Raw genomic sequence first — 15,477 nt, 5'->3', positions numbered from 1 at the left:
CCGCCGGTCCCGCGGACCCCGGTCCGCTCACCTGTCGGTCACCCTGGACGGGGCCGTCCTCGGGCGCCCGTTCTGTCATGGGCCGAGTCGTGTGGACGGTCGTCGGTCGGGTTGCACGGACGGTCGTCGGTCAGGGCGTACGCGCGGTCGTGGGCCGAGTCGTACGGGCTGCCGCCGGGCCGGTTGTGTGGACCGCCGCGTACCCGTGAGCGGATACGTCTGCGGGGCTCGGTTAACGGTGTCCCTTGGGCGGGGTGGGCGTGCGCCGCGCACGAAGGGCGGGGGTCTCCGCCCGGAGTGAGCGGGAGATCGGCCTTGGTCCGGCCTCCTCGGCGATCAGTCTCCGTAGGCTTCACCTCCCGATTTCGGGGCTCGCGCCGCGCCGGGTCTTTCCCGGACGCAGGGGTGCGGGCTGTGGTCCTTGATGCGCCGAGCGTCTGCTGTCGGGCTGACGTGGCGCCCCCGACGCACGGTGACCACCCTGCGATCAACCTGACGCGGCCCGCCGGGCCGTCGCCCTGCGCCGTGCATCACCACGTCCGCAGGCGCGCTGGGATCGCCGGATCTTCCGACCGCCAGGCACCCGGGTCGGACCCGAGCCCGCCCCTCGTCCGGCACTTGCCGCCACCCCCGCCCCGTACGCCCGGTGCGCGCCTCCCCGAGCCCCTTCGGGCGCCCCGCTACCCGCCTCCCCGAGTGGTCAGACAACCACCCCGAATCCGTCCGCCGACGCCCCCGTAAGCACACCGTCCCCGTGCCCCCGAGTGCCGACCGCGACACCGCCACCCCCCACCCTCCGCCGCCCCACCCCAACCCAACCCCAAGGAGATCCACGTGTCCCCGCGACAGCCCCTGCTCATGGACTGCGACACCGGCGTGGACGACGCCCTCGCCCTGCTCTACCTCCTGCGGACGCCCGGCGTCGACCTGCGCGCGGTCACCACCGTGGCCGGCAACACCGACGCCGCGCAGGCCGCCCGGAACGCCCTCCAGGTCCTGGAACTCGACGGCCGGACCGACATCCCCGTGGCCCAGGGCGCCGACACGACGCTGCGCGGGGACATACCCGAGTACGCCACCCACGTGCACGGCGACAACGGCCTGGGCAACGTTCGGCTGCCGGAGCCGACCGCCCCGATCGCCGCCCCCGACGCGGCGGACCTCATCATCGCGACGGCCCGGGAGGCGGCCGGCGAGCTCGCGATCGTGGCCACGGCCCCGCTGACCAACCTGGCCCTCGCCCTGGAACGCGAGCCCGAACTGCCCGCCATGGTCCGCACGCTGACCGTCATGGGCGGCGCCGTGCACCACCCGGGCAACATCACCCCGGTCGCGGAGGCCAACATCGGGAACGACCCCGAAGCGGCGCACCGCGTGCTGGCCGCGGGCTGGCGGGACCTGACCATCGTGCCGCTGGACGTCACGATGCGCGAGCGCCTCACGGAGGAGCTGCGCCAGGAACTGCTGGCGGACGGATCCCCGGTGGCCCGGTTCGCGGGGGAGATCCTGGACCTGTACTTCGCCTTCCACGCCAAGGTGGCCTTCCCCGCGCGCGGCTCGGCCTGCCACGATCCGCTCGCCGCCGCCATCGCGGCCGGCGAGGTGACCCCGCTCCTCGCCCCGGAGCTGCACGTCACCGTGGAGACCGGGGACGGCCCGGCGCGCGGCGCCCTGATCGCCGACACCCGCGGCATCCACCTCGGCTACCCACCGCACCCCGACGCGAACGCCAGGGTCGTCCTGGAGACCGACGGCACCTTCCCGGCCCGGCTCGTGGAGCGCCTGTGCCGCAGAGACGGAGCACGGTGATGGCCGGTCCCCGCCTCGGCGCGCCGCCCGCCACTCCGGTGGCCACGGGCCGGATCCTCGCCACACTGGTGCTCGCCGTCGTCGCCTTCCAGCTCGCGAGCAGCATGGTGACGCCCGCCCTGCCGGACATCGCCACGTCGCTGTCCGCCCCGGTCGCGGAGGTGGCCCGGTCCCAGGACCTGTTCTTCCTGGTCAACGGCGTCGCGGGCGTGGTTTTGGCCCGGCTGAGCGACCACCTCGGCAGACGGCGGGTCCTCCTGGGCACCCTGGCGCTCCTGTGCGCGGGCGCCGTCCTGGCAGCCGTCACCCCGGGCGTGCCGCTGCTGATCGCCGGACGGATCCTGCAAGGGGCCGCCGGAGCGACCTTCCCCCTGACGTACGTGCTGCTGCGGGAGACGATGCCCCCGGCGCGGTTCGGTACGGCCCTGGGGCTGATCACGGCCATCAACGGCGGGGTCGGCGGCGTCGACGGGCTCGTCGGCGGCCTCCTCTCCGACCACCTCGGCTTCCGCTGGATCTTCGTCGCCATCGTGGTCGTCGCCGTCGCCGCCATGGTCTCGACGGCGCGCGTCCTCCCGGAGGCGCCCGCCCGGACCACCGGGCGCATGGACTGGCGGGGCGCGGCGTTCCTGTCGGCGGCGCTGGTGTGCGTCAACCTCGCCCTCAGCCAGGGATCCGCGCACGGCTGGTCGGACGTCCGCCCGCTCGCGCTGCTCGCCGGGGGACTGCTGCTCCTGCTGTGCTTCCGGCAGGCCGAGAAGCGCCGGGCCCACCCGCTGATCGCCGTGGAACACCTGCGGACCCGTCAGGTGTGGCCGCTGATCACCACCACCGTCCTGACGCTGACCGGCGTCTTCGCCGCGCTCAACTTCACGATCGTCCTGCTCAGCCAGGACCGGCACACGGGGTACGGCATGAGCGCCACCCTGTCCTCCCTGCTGTTCCTCACCCCGCCGGCGGCCATCGGCCTCCTCGCCGCCCCGCTCACCGGCCGGCTCGCCTCCCGCCGGGGCTGGCTGCTGCCGCTGCGGGCCGGGCTCCTGCTGTGCGCGGCGGTCCTCGCCGTGGCGGCCTGCTTCCCGCAGAACCGGTGGGTGATGCTCGCGGCCGTCTGCGGCATGGGTGTCTGCTACAACGGCCTGGCCCTGACCACCCTGAACGGACTCGGGGTCATCCAGTCGCCCAAGGAGAGCCCCGGGGCCCTGCCCGGCCTCAACGGCTCCTGTTTCGGCATCGGCGCGTCCGTGGGCATCGCCCTGGCCGGACCGCTCGTCGGCTCCGGAACCCTGACCGGTTACCGCAACGCCCTGTGGCTCGCCGTCGGCATCAGCCTCCTGGCGCTCGTCGCCTCCCTGCTGATCGCCGCCAACGAGCCCCGGGCGACCGGCGGCAGGCCCGAGGCTCCCGCGGACAAGGCACCGGCTGCTGACGAATCCCGGGCGGCTCCCGACGGATCCCGGGTCGCCGCTGACGAGTCCCGGGCGGAGGGAGAGCCGGGCCGGGCGTAGCCCGGGGCCGCCCCGCCGTGCCACGCGTCCGGCGTTGGTACGGCGGGGCGGCCGGCAGAGGACACAACCTGTCCTCTGCCCTTCCTAACGTGACTCCCATGACGCATACAGAGCGCACCGTCCACCCCTTCCGTATCGACATTCCGCAGGCCCAGCTCGACGACCTGAACGCGCGGCTGGCCGCCACCCACTGGCCCGACGAACTGCCGGGCGTGGGCTGGGACTACGGCGTGCCGGTCGCCTACCTCAAGGAACTCGCCGCGTACTGGCGGACGGGCTACGACTGGCGGGCCCAGGAAGCCGCGCTGAACGCGATCCCGCAGTTCACCACCGAGATCCAGGGACAGCCGCTGCACTTCCTGCACGTCCGCTCGCCGGAACCGGACGCGCTGCCGCTGGTGATGGGCCACGGCTGGCCGGTGTCGTTCGTGGAGTTCCTGGACGTGATCGGACCACTGACGGACCCGCGCGCCCACGGGGCGGACCCCGCCGACGCGTTCCACCTGGTCATCCCCTCGCTCCCGGGCTTCACCTTCTCCGGGCCGACCCGCAAGGCCGGTGACGGCAGCACCGACCGGTACGCGGAGGTGGTGGCCGAGCTGATGGCACGACTGGGTTACGAACGCTACGGAGCCCAGGGCGGCGACGCCGGTTCCTTCGTCGCGGCCCGACTCGCCCGGATCGCGACCGACCACGTCGTCGGCGTGCACATGAACGACCCCATCACCCTGCCGGACGGGGAAGGCGGCGAGCAGCAGTGGGGCAGCGAGCAGGAGTGGGGCAAGGAGCAGGAGTCGGGCGGCGAGCAGGAGTGGAGTGGTGAGACCGACGACTGGGGTGACGAACGCTTCGGCTACGCGGCGATCCAGTCCACCCGGCCGCAGACCCTGGCGTTCGGCCTGCACGACTCGCCCGCCGGTCTCCTGGCGTGGATCGTCGACCAGTTCCGGCAGTGGAGCAACCCGTCCAAGGATCTGCCCGAGGACGCGGTGGACCGGGACGCCCTGCTCACCAACGTCACCCTCTACTGGCTGACCGGCACTTTCGCGTCCTCCATCCGCCTCTACAAGGAATCCCAGACCTGGGGCGCCCAGCCGGAGAAGTCGAACGTGCCCACCGGCTGCGCGCTGTTCCCCGGATCTCTCACGGACCGGGCGCTGGCGGAGAAGCAGCACCACGTCGTCCACTGGTCCACCTTCGACCGCGGCGGCCACTTCGCCGCGATGGAGGCCCCGGACCTGCTGACCGGCGACATCCGCGCCTTCTTCCGGAAACTGCGGTGAGCCACCGGAGGTGAGGAACCGAGGGGGAAGAACCGAAGGTGAGAACCGACGCGGGACGAGCACGCCGGAGGAGGTGTTCCCTTCCCGCGGAGGTGATCCCTTCCCGCGGAGGCCGCGGGATTCCGACGGTCGCTCGGACTCTCCAGCCGTGCCTGCTCCCTCACGCCTCGCCCGAATCCTGATCCTCCTCCCCGTCCGGATCCCAAGCGTTGCTGAAGAGGGCCAGTTCCAGCAGATCCGTGGCGGAATCGGGCCACTTCAGGAGGGGCGACCGGGCGAGCTGCGAGTCCACGGCGGACATCCAGTCCAGATACCTCCCGTAGCGGTGGGGCGTCCACCCTCCGTCGGACCAGATCCACGCTGCCGTCCCGGCGGCGTGTTCCATACCGGCGGCCAGCCCGACACGGGTGGCGTGGGCGCGCAGGACCCGGGCTATTCGCTGGTCCAGGATCAACGCGCGGGGCCCGGACGACGTCGGCGCGGCGAGGCCGGCGAAATAGAGGAACTTCGTGAAGAACGCGGGGCCCAAATACGGCACCGCGCGGTGCAGGGTGCCGTACGCCGCGACCGGGCCCCGGTCCTCCAGCGCTTCGGCGGCCCGGGACAAGGTGGTGACGACCCCCTCCTGGGCCAGGACCTCGCGCAAGCGGTACGGGCCGTAGCCGATCCGGCCCTGGCCCCATACGTACGACGCGACCAGGGCCTCGTCCCACGCCCCCCGGCCGGCCGCGTCCCGTACCGCCGCGACGACATCGGCCCGGCTCACCGGCACGGCGTCCGTCCCCGATCGCCCACCGAACCGAACCGGCCACGGACGCACGTCCGCCCAGCGCGCCGGCACGTATCCGACGGCGTGGCCGCCGGTGCCGGACACGTAGGGCAGCCCGTCCTCAGCGACCCAACGCGCCAGCGCCGCCACGGCGGTGTCCGGCAGCAGCCGCTCCGTCATCTCGGCGTCCAGCGCGTCGGCAAGGTCCTGGCGTCGTCCCATATCGGGCCCCCTCCATAGCGAGAACGGACCGCGAGACCCGGCAACGAGTCCCGGCGGCGAACATCGGCGGCGAGACTCGACGACGGGATCCGAGCACCGTGATCGGACGAGGAGCAACACCGGTCCCCAGCATGACAGTGGGCACTGACAACCGAGTTGGGGACCGGGCACGGGGGCTGGTGATGTGGGCGCCGAGCCGGCTGGAGCGCGCGCCGTCACCGGTATCAGCGCATGGCCGGGTTTCCACCCCCGCAGAGCACCGATGCCTTTCCGGCACGGAAGTCTCCGGCGCCTCCTGGCGCCTCGGCCATAATCCCGATGTGCGCGGGCTACTCGTCCTGCTACTGTTTTCCACGCGGGGCGGCTCCGAAGCGTGCTTCCTTCTCTCGTCTTTTCCTCCAAAGAATCCGAGCGCGTTCACTTCCCGCCCCGCACCTCACGTCCGGAAGACCGGCGCGGTGAGACGAAAGCGCGAATCGCCTGCCTATGAACACGCGTCATTCCGTAGGGGATTTCCGCGGCTGCGGGCATATCACGGTACGTCAGGCACCGACTGCACCGCGGCATGGCTTGGCACGCCTCCCACGAGCTGCGATGCGGCAAGCGCATTCCCGTACCGATTCACGTCCACCGGTACAGCGCGACCACACCGCCAATCCTGCGCATCCGCACACCGACCCCGCCGTGAACCGGCTGTCGGACAATGCGGATGCGCGGAAGATCACCACCTTGGTAGTTTCGGTGACGTCGAACGGCCGACACGTACGGCCATTCCTTCTCCGCTCGTGGAGACGGCAACGCTCCCTCGTTCCGGACGAAGGCAGAAGCCCCGTCCGAAGGGGGGAGGGGAAGAAAAGGACGTACACATTCCGCTCGACGTCCGAGATATTCGCGTGGCCACGGCCGTACCGGCCGGTGCCGTGTCGTTCCCGGCGGTCACGTCGGGCAAGGGGGAGGAACGGGAATGACGAACACGACCGTCACGATCAGCACCACCGGCAGCCGCCGCGGCCTGGCCGCCGTGCTGCTGAGCCGCCGGGGTGCCGTCTACTTGCCCGCTTCCACCTCCACCTCCGCCTCTGCCTCCGCTCGCGGCGCCGGACCGGCCGTGGACGCGACCGCCGGCGTCGCCCTGCTGGAGGCCGACCTCCTGGACCGCGGTTACCTGATGTCGGCCGCCCTGCGCCAGGCGTTCACCGGGCTGGACGTCCCGACCCTGACCGCCGAAGGACACGCCCTGCTGGCGGACCTCGACCGGGCCCTCGGCGCGGATCGCGATCACACCCCGCTCTTCCGCCGTTTCCCGGATTCCACCCCGGCCGACACGTTCGCCTTCTACGTCGACCGCCTGCTGACCATCCTGTTCCAGCACCCGACGCAGCCGTGCGTCCTGTGCGGCACCCAGGGCACCGTGCATCCGGTCTCGCCGTGCGCGCACCTGGTATGCCGCACGTGTTTCGACGGCTCGGACTTCTCCGCGTGCCCGATCTGCCACCGCCGCATCGACGCCGACGACCCCTTCCTGCGCCCCCGGCGTCCGCGCCACGCGGCGAGCGGGCAGCGCGCCCTCCCGGACCGGCTGCGGGTCCTGGCGTACGGCGGTGATCTCGCCGCCCGCACCGCCGACGCGGGACGGGAACTGACCACCTTGCTCGCCCGCACCAGCGCCCTCAGCCCTCAGGACGCCGACGACCTCCACACCTTCCTCGCCGACCGCGACCGGGCCGATCTCTCCTGGCTGCCCGACACGGTCCCGGGCCGCGAAACCAAGGCCCGACTCCTGGCCTGGCTGCTCGCCGACCCGACCGCGTACCCCGTAACGCTCCCGGCGGCCACCTCCTTGATCAACACCGCGACCGATGTGCTGCGCCTGCTTGTAGTGCGCTCGGGCGGTGACGCGGGGCTTGTCACCGTGCCGCGGTTCACCGCGGTGCCGCGTCCCCTGCGCCGCGCGCTCCTGGCGGTCCTGGACGGCCTCGACCCCACCTCGATGGCGGAAGACCTGCGCCGCCACCCGAAGGCGTGGAAGCACGCCGCCGAACGCCTGCACCCCTTCGAGCACGCGGCGCGCTACCCGCGGGCGGCCCTGGCGTTCGCGGCGCTGCGCGAGTTCCGCCTCACCGAGGACGGCCTGTCCGCGCGCCTGCGCGCCACCGCGCGGAACGTGCGATCCGCGTCGCCCTCGGACGACGTAAGGACCTTGCCGGGGGAGGCCGGGCCCGCCGCCATAGCCACCTCGCCGGACGAGAAGGAGAACGCGTCGGCGGACTCTCCGGGCGCGAAGGTCTCCCTCCCGAGCTGGCCGTCCCGGGTCGAGACGGCGCTCGCGGCCGGGGACGTGTCCGCCGCCGTCAGCCTCCTCGCCCGGCGCCCGGGCGAGCTGCTCCGCCGACTGAACCACCTGCTGAGTCTGTCCGTGGACGAAAGCTCTACGAGCGAGGACGCACGCTCTACGGGCCCGCACGCACGCTCTACGGGCGCGGACGGCGGCCCTACGGCTCCGGACGAAGGCGCTACCGGCGCAAACGGCGGCTCCACGGCCCCGGGCACCGGCGACCTTGTGCTGACCGTGCTGGAGAAGGCCGTTCGCCGGGTGGCTCCCGCCGTGCTGCTGTCAGCGCTGGGGGAGATCCGTACGCGTTCCCGCACGCGCCGTGAACGCGTCTTCTTCCCCAAGGGCGGCAATGCGAAGGCCCACATCATCCCGGACGACCGCGCGCCGCTGCCGGCCGCCGTGGTCGAGCGGGCGGTGGCGATCCTGCACGGGGAAGTGCTGCGGCGGGCGGGCGCGTTGGGAGCGGTCGACGTCGCGGTGGTAGACGCCGCCCTGGAGGGCGTGATGGCGCCGTTCGCGGAGCGGACCGCGTCGCGTGCCCTCGTCACGCTGCCGCGCGGCAGTGAGCTGCCGGTGCCCGCCGGGCGGACGCTGAGGCTCTTCCTCCACTGGATGGAGAGCGAGATGTCCGGCCGCACCGACCTGGACCTGTCCGCGGCGCTGTTCAGCGCCGACTGGAAGCACATCGGGACCTGTGACTACACCAGCCTGCGCTTCTCTCAAGACGCTGCGGTGCACTCGGGCGACCTGACGAGCGCGCCGCCCCCGCAGGGTGCCAGCGAGTTCATCGACCTCGATCTGGAGAAGCTGGCCGCCGCCGGCGTCCGCTACGTGGTCGCGGTCGTCTTCTCGTTCAACAATGTGGCGTTCGAGGACCTCGCCGAGGGGTTCGCCGGCCTGATGGCCCGTGACGAGCCCGGCGGCACCGGGCCGGTCTTCGACCCGCGCCAGGTGGAGCAGCGGTTCGACCTGACGGGCCGGGCCCGCGCCGGTGTCCCGCTGATCGTCGACGTGGCGGACCGCACCATGCGGTGGCTCGACATCGCCCAGGGCGTCACGGGCACCCACCACGCGGTCCACCGGCACGCCGACAGTCTGGCCATCCTCGGGGAGGGCCTGACGGGGCTGTTCGCGTCCGGAGCGCGGATCGGCCTCGGCGAGCTGGCCACCTGGCAGGCCGCGGCCCGCGCGCGGACCGTCCTCGTACGGCACCACGACGGCACGTGCGGTTCCTACCGGCGCGGCGATGTCGAGGACGTGGCGGCGTTCGCCGCCCGGATCGGCACCCCGGCCACCGACGACGTCCCCGAGGCGCAGGCCGCGCGGGCGGAGTTCGCCTGCCTGCTGCGCGGCGACCTCGCCCTCCCGGAGGGCAGCGAGGTCTTCGCCCTGCACCCGGCCGGTCTGGACGCGGGCGCCGTCCGCCTCCTCACCGCGTCCGACCTCGTGACCTCGCTCGGTGAGACGGAGGCCGGGAGCAAGGGGTGATCCTTGGCCCAGCCGTGCGGCGGCCATCCGAAGGGGCGCACCTTGGTCTCAGCGCGCCGGGGTGGCGGCCGGGGCCGGCGCGTCCCAGTCCGTGCGGTGGTCGTACGTCCGCCGCAGTTGCTTGCCGTCGGCGGTCAGCTTGAGGACGAGCGGCATCAGCGCGTCCCGGACCACCCGGCCGACCGGCCCGGCGGCCTTGCTGTTGTTGATCCGGGCCGCCTGCCGGACGATGCGCTCGACACGCGGGCGGCGCAGCGCCTCATAGGCGCTGAACGCCTCCTCGATCCCGGGCCGGTCGCGCAGGCATTTGGCCAGTTCGACGGCGTCCTCAAGGGAGAGCGAAGCGCCCTGCCCGGAACTCGGGGAGGGAGCGTGCGCGGCGTCCCCGATGACGATCATCCGGTGGCGGTGCCACAGGGGGAGGCGCGGCACGGTGTGCAGGGGGCCGGCGGGCAGGATCTCCTGACTCGCCCGCACCAGCCGCGCGGCCGGCCCGGCGTCGTCCGCGAACATCCGCACCAGCCGTGCACGCCATTCCTCGGCACCGATCGCCTCCGTCTCATGGCGTGCGGGCTCGTCCGGACGCGGCACGTTCGCGAACCACCACACGTCGCCCCCCGGAGCGAGCGCGTACCCGAAGAAACCGCGTTTGCCGAAGATCATGTGGTAGCTGCCCGGCTCCACGTCCACGGGAACGCCGCGGGTGTAGCCGCCGAGGCCGAGCAGTCCGGCGTACGCGGGCGCGGGGGCGGTGGGATCGATGAGGCGGCGCACCGCGGAGTGGATGCCGTCGCAGCCGATGAGCAGGTCACCGGTGGCCTCGCTGCCGTCGGCGAAGAGGGCGCGCACCTCATCGGGGGTCTCCTCGGCGGCGGTGAGCCGCTTGCCGTGTACGAAGGGAACGCCGCGGCGACGGGCCTCGTCGCGCAGCGCGCCATAGAGGCCGGCGCGTTGGAGGGTGTGGCTGACCGGTCCGGACCCGGCGGTGCCGCTGACGCGGGTGACGCCGAGCCGTTTGCCCGTACCGCTGTAGACGACGATCTCGGGCGTCGGGAAACCGGCGGAAACCACCTCGGTGTCGGCGCCTATGGCACGCAGGGCGTCGATGCCGTTGGAACCGAGGGTGAGGAAGACGCCGGCGCCCTCGGCTCCGCTCGGGCGTGCTTCGTAAACCGTCGCGTCGATGCCGGCCCGCCGCAGGGCCATGGCCGCGGCCGGGCCCGCGATGCCGCCTCCGATGATCAGTGCTTTCACGATGTAGCCCCCATGCCGTGGGTTCCGGGTCAGTGACGATCGGTTGGGTGAGGGCCGCGGAAGCGCGACCCGTTGGTGGCGTGGTGCGCGGATGCGGTGCGTTGACGCGGGTCCGCCACGCCGTCGCGGCGTGAGGCGGAACATTGACCATGAGTTATTTAGTTCGATCTAACTAAAGAGTACGGGTAGACTGCCGCCGTGGCAAAACGCGAGGAACTGATCGACCGAGTGCTGATGGCGGGAAGGGAGCTGAGCACCGCCGCCGTGCTCTTCCACACGGCGCTCGCCGCCCGGCACGGGCTGAGCGCGACCGAGACCAAGGCGCTGGACCTGCTCCAGCGCCTCGGCCCGCTGACCGCCGGGGAGCTGGCGCGGCACACCGGGCTGACGCCCGCGTCCGTGACCGCCCTGATCGGCCGCCTGGAGGACAAGGGAGCGGCCCGGCGGATCCGGCACCCGGCCGACGGGCGGAAGGTACTGGTCGAGTTCGACGAACGCTGGGCCGCTTCCGTCGCCCCCGACTTCGACGACTTCGTCGCCTCGCTGCGGGAACTGTGCGCGGACTACACGGACGATCAGCTCGCCGTCGTCGCCGGCTTCATGAGGGAAGCCGCCGGCCGGCAGAGCGAGGCGACGCGGAACCTCGGCCACTGACGCGGGCTCCGGAGAGGAAGCCTCAGCCTCTCTGAGGCGACGCCGCGTACGGACGGTGAGTCGTCCGTGCGCGGCGTCTGACGGTGAGTCGTCCGTGCGCACTGACGCGCGTTCGCTGTGCACGTCACTGGAGGTATGTGCTGACGTCCTCGGCGCGCACATCGGCGAAACGTCAGCCGGACGTCAGGGCCGGGGCGCAGGGTTGATCACGTCCCGGTCCCACTCGTCCCAGGGGGTCTTCGCCATGGTGCCCGCCACCTGTTCCGCCCGGCTCGGAGGTGCCCGAGGCCGGCCGCGGTGGAACTCCACGCTTGCGACGTCGCAGGGGGATGCGGTCCGTACCGTTCCGGTCGGAGGCCTGCTGCCGTGAGGTCCGCCACCGAAGCCGGGACGAGCGAGTCGGCCGCTACGACGGGACCGAACCCGTCAGGCACCGCACCGGAGACGAACGTCTCCGGCACCGCGACGGGGCCGAGGCCATCCGCCGCCGGAACCGGCCCCGAGGCGTCGGCTGCCCGGCCGGAACAGGGCCGGTCACCCGCCCGCTCGCCTGGTGAACAGCGGGCGGACCTGGCGCTGCTGCCCGACATCGTCAGGGCCGCCATCGCCCGCGCCGAGACCGGTCGGCCGACGCACACGGCCGAACCGGACCCGTCGTCCGTGCTCCCACAGGACGCTCTCACCCCTGACCCGTCCTCCGGGCACCCGTCACCGGCGCGGCCGGCATCCGGTGGCTGGACGGTCGAACCGGGGGAGTTCTGGTGCCACGTCCGGCCCCCGGGCGGGGTCGTGCGGCGGGCCCAGGGGTGGAAGCTGCACGTCTCCGCCACACCGCTGTCGGCCCCGCTGACCCTGGCCAGGGCCGCCGAGGTGCTGGTCGCCCATCGGGCCGCGTTCAAGTTCGCGGGCACGCCGGGCCGGGTCGCCGAACTGGTCTCGGGCCGGTACGCCCGGGGAGGCGGCGGCAAGTTCCTCACGGTGTACCCCGCGGACGACGCGGCGTTCCGGCTGCTCGCGGAGGAACTGCACCGGGCCACCCGCGGTTTGCCGGGCCCCGCGGTGCTCTCCGACCGGCGCTACCTGCCGGACAGCCAGGTGTTCTACCGCTTCGGCGCCTTCGCGGCCGTCCCCGAGCTCACCAACGACGGTTGCTTCGCCGCCCGCCTCACCGATCCGGACGGCCGTAGCGTCCCCGACGAGCGCAAGGCCTGGTTCAGCCCGCCGGCCTGGGCCGGGGACCCGTTCCCCGGGCGCACGGCCGCCCCGGTCCGGAGCGGCGGCGCCTCCAAACCCGTACTTCTCAACGGCCGCTATCGGGTGCGCGGTGCCATCCAGCACTCCAACAAGGGCGGCGTCTTCCGGGCGGAGGACACCGCGACCGGTGAGCAGGTGGTCGTCAAGCAGGCCAGAGCCCATGTCGGCGCCGGGCTGGAGGGCCTGGACGTGCAGGACCTGCTGCGCCGGGAGGCGTCCCTGCTCGGACGGTTCGGCCGCGAGCCGTCCGCGGCGCCCCTCGTGCCGCGCCTGATCGAGACCTTCGACCAACAGGGAAGCGTCTTCCTGGTGACGGAGTCGGTCCCCGGGGCCACCGTGCGTCGTACGGTCGCCGACCGCCTGGCAGGCGACGGGGTGGCCTGCCCCGATGACGAGACGGCGCACCGGTTGACCCGAGGGCTGGTCGGTCTGGTGACCGCCGCGCACGACCTGGGACTGACGCTCCATGACTTCAACCCCAACAACGTCATGGTAACCCCGGACGGCCGGGTCCTGCTGATCGACCTGGAAATGGCCGCCCCGGAGGGCGAACGCTGGGTCCTCGGCGCCACCCCCGGCTACGCCGCGCCCGAACTGCTGGCCACCGCCCAAGTGGCCCCCGCACTGCCGCGGACCGCCGATCTGTACGCGCTCGGCGCGACCGTGCTCCCCGCACTGACCGGCGCCGATCCGCTGTTCGCCGCGGACCGCCCGGTGGCCCGGCCCACCGAACAACGGCTCGGAGAACTGGTCCGTCTACTGGCGCGCGACCACCCGGTGATGGACCGGTTCGCCGAACTCGTCCTCGGCCTGATGCGGGACGAACCGGGGGAGCGGTGGGACCTGGAGCGGGTGGAGCGGTGGTTGGGTCGGTCGACGCGGACGGAGGGTAGGAGGGACGTCGCGGCAGCTCCGGCGTCCGGGGTGGTGGTCGGCCGTGAGGTCCCGCGCACGGAGATTCCGTCATCCGGCGCGCCGGGTCAGGAGCCCCCGCTCTCGGACGACGCGCGCGACGGACGACGGACCACCGCGCCGCAGATTCCGCCCTCTCCCGGTCCGCGGGTCTCCGTCACCGGCGCCTCGACCGCCACTCGTCACCGACTGCTGCGGGACGGCGTCGCCCACCTGCTCGCCACCATGCGTCCGCGCGCCGAACGGCTGTGGCCCTCGGACGACTTCGGCGAAACCTGCGACCCGGTGGCCGTCCAGCACGGCGCGGCCGGCCCGGTGGCGGTACTGGCCCGTGCCCTGGGCGTACTCGACGCCGACCACTCCGGCACGGCCCGTCCGGACGACCGGCGCGACCGGCACGACCACGGAAACGGCGCACGACGCGAGGCGAGCGCCGCGCACAACGAGCGGAACGCCCCCCACCACGAAGACGACGATCACCCAGACGGCCACGGGTACGACCACGGGGACAACAATCACAAAGGCGACAACGCGTACGTCCACGGGAACGACGACCAAGAAGACGGCAACGCCTACGACCACGAGGACCGGCCCCGCCCCCTGTGGTCCCCCGAGGAAGCACAGATCCTGCGGGACGGTCTCCGGACGGCGGCCGAGTGGACGGTGGCCCGGCAGGAGGCGGTGCCCTCGCACCTCCCCGGCCTGCACTTCGGGCGGTCCGGCACGGCATGGGCGCTGCTCGACGCGGCCCGGGCGCTGGACGACGCCGGCCTCGCCCAACGGGCGAAGGACCTCGCCGTCCAACTGCCCCTGCGCTGGCCGAACCCCGATGTCTGCCACGGCGCGGCGGGTGCCGGACTGACGCAACTGCACTTCTGGCACGCCACCGGCGATCCGAGGTTCCTGGACCGGGCCGCCGAGGCCGCGGACGGCCTGCTGGCCACCGCCCAACGGGTGCCCGAGGGCGTCTTCTGGCCGGTGCCCGAGGACTTCGACTCCTCGCTCGCCGGGGCCTGGCACTACGGTTTCGCGCACGGCGTCGCGGGCGTCAGCACCTTCCTGCTCGCCGCGGCCGAGGCCACCGGGGACGAACGTTGCCTCGCGGCGGCCGTCGACGCGGGCCACACGCTGGCGACGGCCGCCCGTAAGGGGCCGGCCGGCGCACTCTGGCCGGTGGACCGCGCGCGTCATCTGTCCGACGACGAGAACCTCGCCCGCCACTGGTGCAGCGGTTCCTCCGGCGTCGGCACCTTCCTGGTCCGCCTGTGGCACGCCACCGGAGCCACGGACTCCGGACTGCTGCGTCTGGTGGAGGGCGCCGCGCGCGCCGTGGTGGCGGGCCGGGCCGCCGATTCCACCGCCACCTGCCACGGCCTCACCGGGAACGCCGAGTTCCTGCTCGACGCCGCCGACCTCACCGGCGACCCCCGCTACCGGGCCTGGGCGGACCTGCTCGTCGACCACCTCGCGGTGCAAGCCGTGCTGCGGGACGGCCGGCTGCTCCTGCCGGACGAGAACCGCGCCACCGTCCTCGCCGAGTACGCCACCGGGCTGGCCGGCACCCTCTCGCTGCTGCTCCGGCTGCGGCACGGCGGTGGCCGCCCGTGGCTGCCGGTGGCCGCCGCCGGTTCCCGAGCGCTGCCCGGCCCGGGAAGCCGGGCCCCGGCGCGGCACCGACCCGCTGTCCTCGCGCGGCCGGCCGGTAATCCCTGATCTTCCGGAGGCGCCGCTCGCCGACGCCCCCGGAAGCGGTCCGCTCGCGGACCGCGGTCCCTCTCACCCCTCTCAAGAAGGAGAAGCCATCGTGGAACACGAGATCGACATCGACGCCCTGCAGGTCCTGCCCGAGGAGGTCCGTACGGAGGACGCGCGCGGCGAGGAGCACGCCGCCGCGCTCATCACCGCCTGCCGCTGGCGGACCAGCGGCTGCTGAGCCGCCGATCGGCCGGTCCGTCTGACGGGCCGACGATCCAGTGGGCCCCGGGCATC

At 73.1% G+C, this 15,477-nt stretch carries 9 protein-coding genes; 7 read left to right on the top strand and 2 right to left on the bottom strand.

The window, feature by feature from the left end:
* The first annotated feature begins 834 nt into the window (after positions 1-834).
* The 3 genes from ABZX96_RS25740 (at position 835) to ABZX96_RS25730 (ending at position 4,600) form a co-directional block, all read left to right on the top strand.
* Positions 835-1,809 carry a nucleoside hydrolase gene (locus ABZX96_RS25740; protein WP_355548906.1) on the top strand — a complete coding sequence of 325 codons (975 nt, stop codon included), beginning with the start codon at positions 835-837 and terminating at the stop codon, positions 1,807-1,809.
* A complete protein-coding gene (locus ABZX96_RS25735) occupies positions 1,809-3,317 on the top strand; it encodes an MFS transporter (RefSeq protein ID WP_355548903.1) in 1,509 nt (502 codons plus the stop codon). The genes ABZX96_RS25740 and ABZX96_RS25735 overlap by 1 nt, the downstream gene beginning before the upstream one ends.
* A gap of 98 nt (positions 3,318-3,415) precedes the next feature.
* Positions 3,416-4,600 (top strand): epoxide hydrolase family protein, encoded by a 1,185-nt coding sequence (locus tag ABZX96_RS25730; protein ID WP_355548900.1) that lies wholly within the window; start codon positions 3,416-3,418, stop codon positions 4,598-4,600.
* Positions 4,601-4,760: 160 nt separating this feature from the next.
* Here ABZX96_RS25730 and ABZX96_RS25725 read toward each other — a convergent pair whose 3' ends face one another.
* Positions 4,761-5,591, bottom strand: a complete 831-nt coding sequence (locus tag ABZX96_RS25725; protein WP_355548897.1) for a hypothetical protein — start codon at positions 5,589-5,591, stop codon at positions 4,761-4,763.
* Positions 5,592-6,555: 964 nt separating this feature from the next.
* Between ABZX96_RS25725 and ABZX96_RS25720 the strand changes: the two genes are divergently transcribed.
* Positions 6,556-9,414, top strand: coding sequence for an RING finger family 4 domain-containing protein (locus ABZX96_RS25720; RefSeq protein WP_355548894.1), 2,859 nt, complete (start codon positions 6,556-6,558; stop codon positions 9,412-9,414).
* Positions 9,415-9,462: 48 nt separating this feature from the next.
* Here ABZX96_RS25720 and ABZX96_RS25715 read toward each other — a convergent pair whose 3' ends face one another.
* Positions 9,463-10,668 (bottom strand): NAD(P)/FAD-dependent oxidoreductase, encoded by a 1,206-nt coding sequence (locus ABZX96_RS25715; protein ID WP_355548891.1) that lies wholly within the window; start codon positions 10,666-10,668, stop codon positions 9,463-9,465.
* Positions 10,669-10,866: 198 nt separating this feature from the next.
* Between ABZX96_RS25715 and ABZX96_RS25710 the strand changes: the two genes are divergently transcribed.
* The 3 genes from ABZX96_RS25710 (at position 10,867) to ABZX96_RS25700 (ending at position 15,421) form a co-directional block, all read left to right on the top strand.
* Positions 10,867-11,322, top strand: coding sequence for a MarR family transcriptional regulator (locus ABZX96_RS25710; RefSeq protein ID WP_355548888.1), 456 nt, complete (start codon positions 10,867-10,869; stop codon positions 11,320-11,322).
* Between the two features lie 366 nt (positions 11,323-11,688).
* Entirely contained in the window at positions 11,689-15,201 is a 3,513-nt protein-coding gene (locus ABZX96_RS25705) for a lanthionine synthetase LanC family protein (protein WP_355548885.1), read from the top strand.
* A gap of 91 nt (positions 15,202-15,292) precedes the next feature.
* Positions 15,293-15,421, top strand: a complete 129-nt coding sequence (locus ABZX96_RS25700; protein WP_355548882.1) for an ALQxL family class IV lanthipeptide — start codon at positions 15,293-15,295, stop codon at positions 15,419-15,421.
* Positions 15,422-15,477: the final 56 nt, after the last annotated feature.

It is taken from the genome of Streptomyces sp. NPDC003077, from assembly GCF_040611095.1.
Lineage (GTDB): Bacteria > Actinomycetota > Actinomycetes > Streptomycetales > Streptomycetaceae > Streptomyces.
This window is presented reverse-complemented; position numbering and strand designations above follow the sequence as displayed.

Coding starts and splice junctions, on each gene's coding strand:
- ABZX96_RS25735 (WP_355548903.1), top strand. CDS start 1,809: ATGGCCGGTCCCCGCCTCGGCGCGCCGCCCGCCACTCCGGTGGCCACG.
- ABZX96_RS25730 (WP_355548900.1), top strand. CDS start 3,416: ATGACGCATACAGAGCGCACCGTCCACCCCTTCCGTATCGACATTCCG.
- ABZX96_RS25725 (WP_355548897.1), bottom strand. CDS start 5,591: ATGGGACGACGCCAGGACCTTGCCGACGCGCTGGACGCCGAGATGACG.
- ABZX96_RS25720 (WP_355548894.1), top strand. CDS start 6,556: ATGACGAACACGACCGTCACGATCAGCACCACCGGCAGCCGCCGCGGC.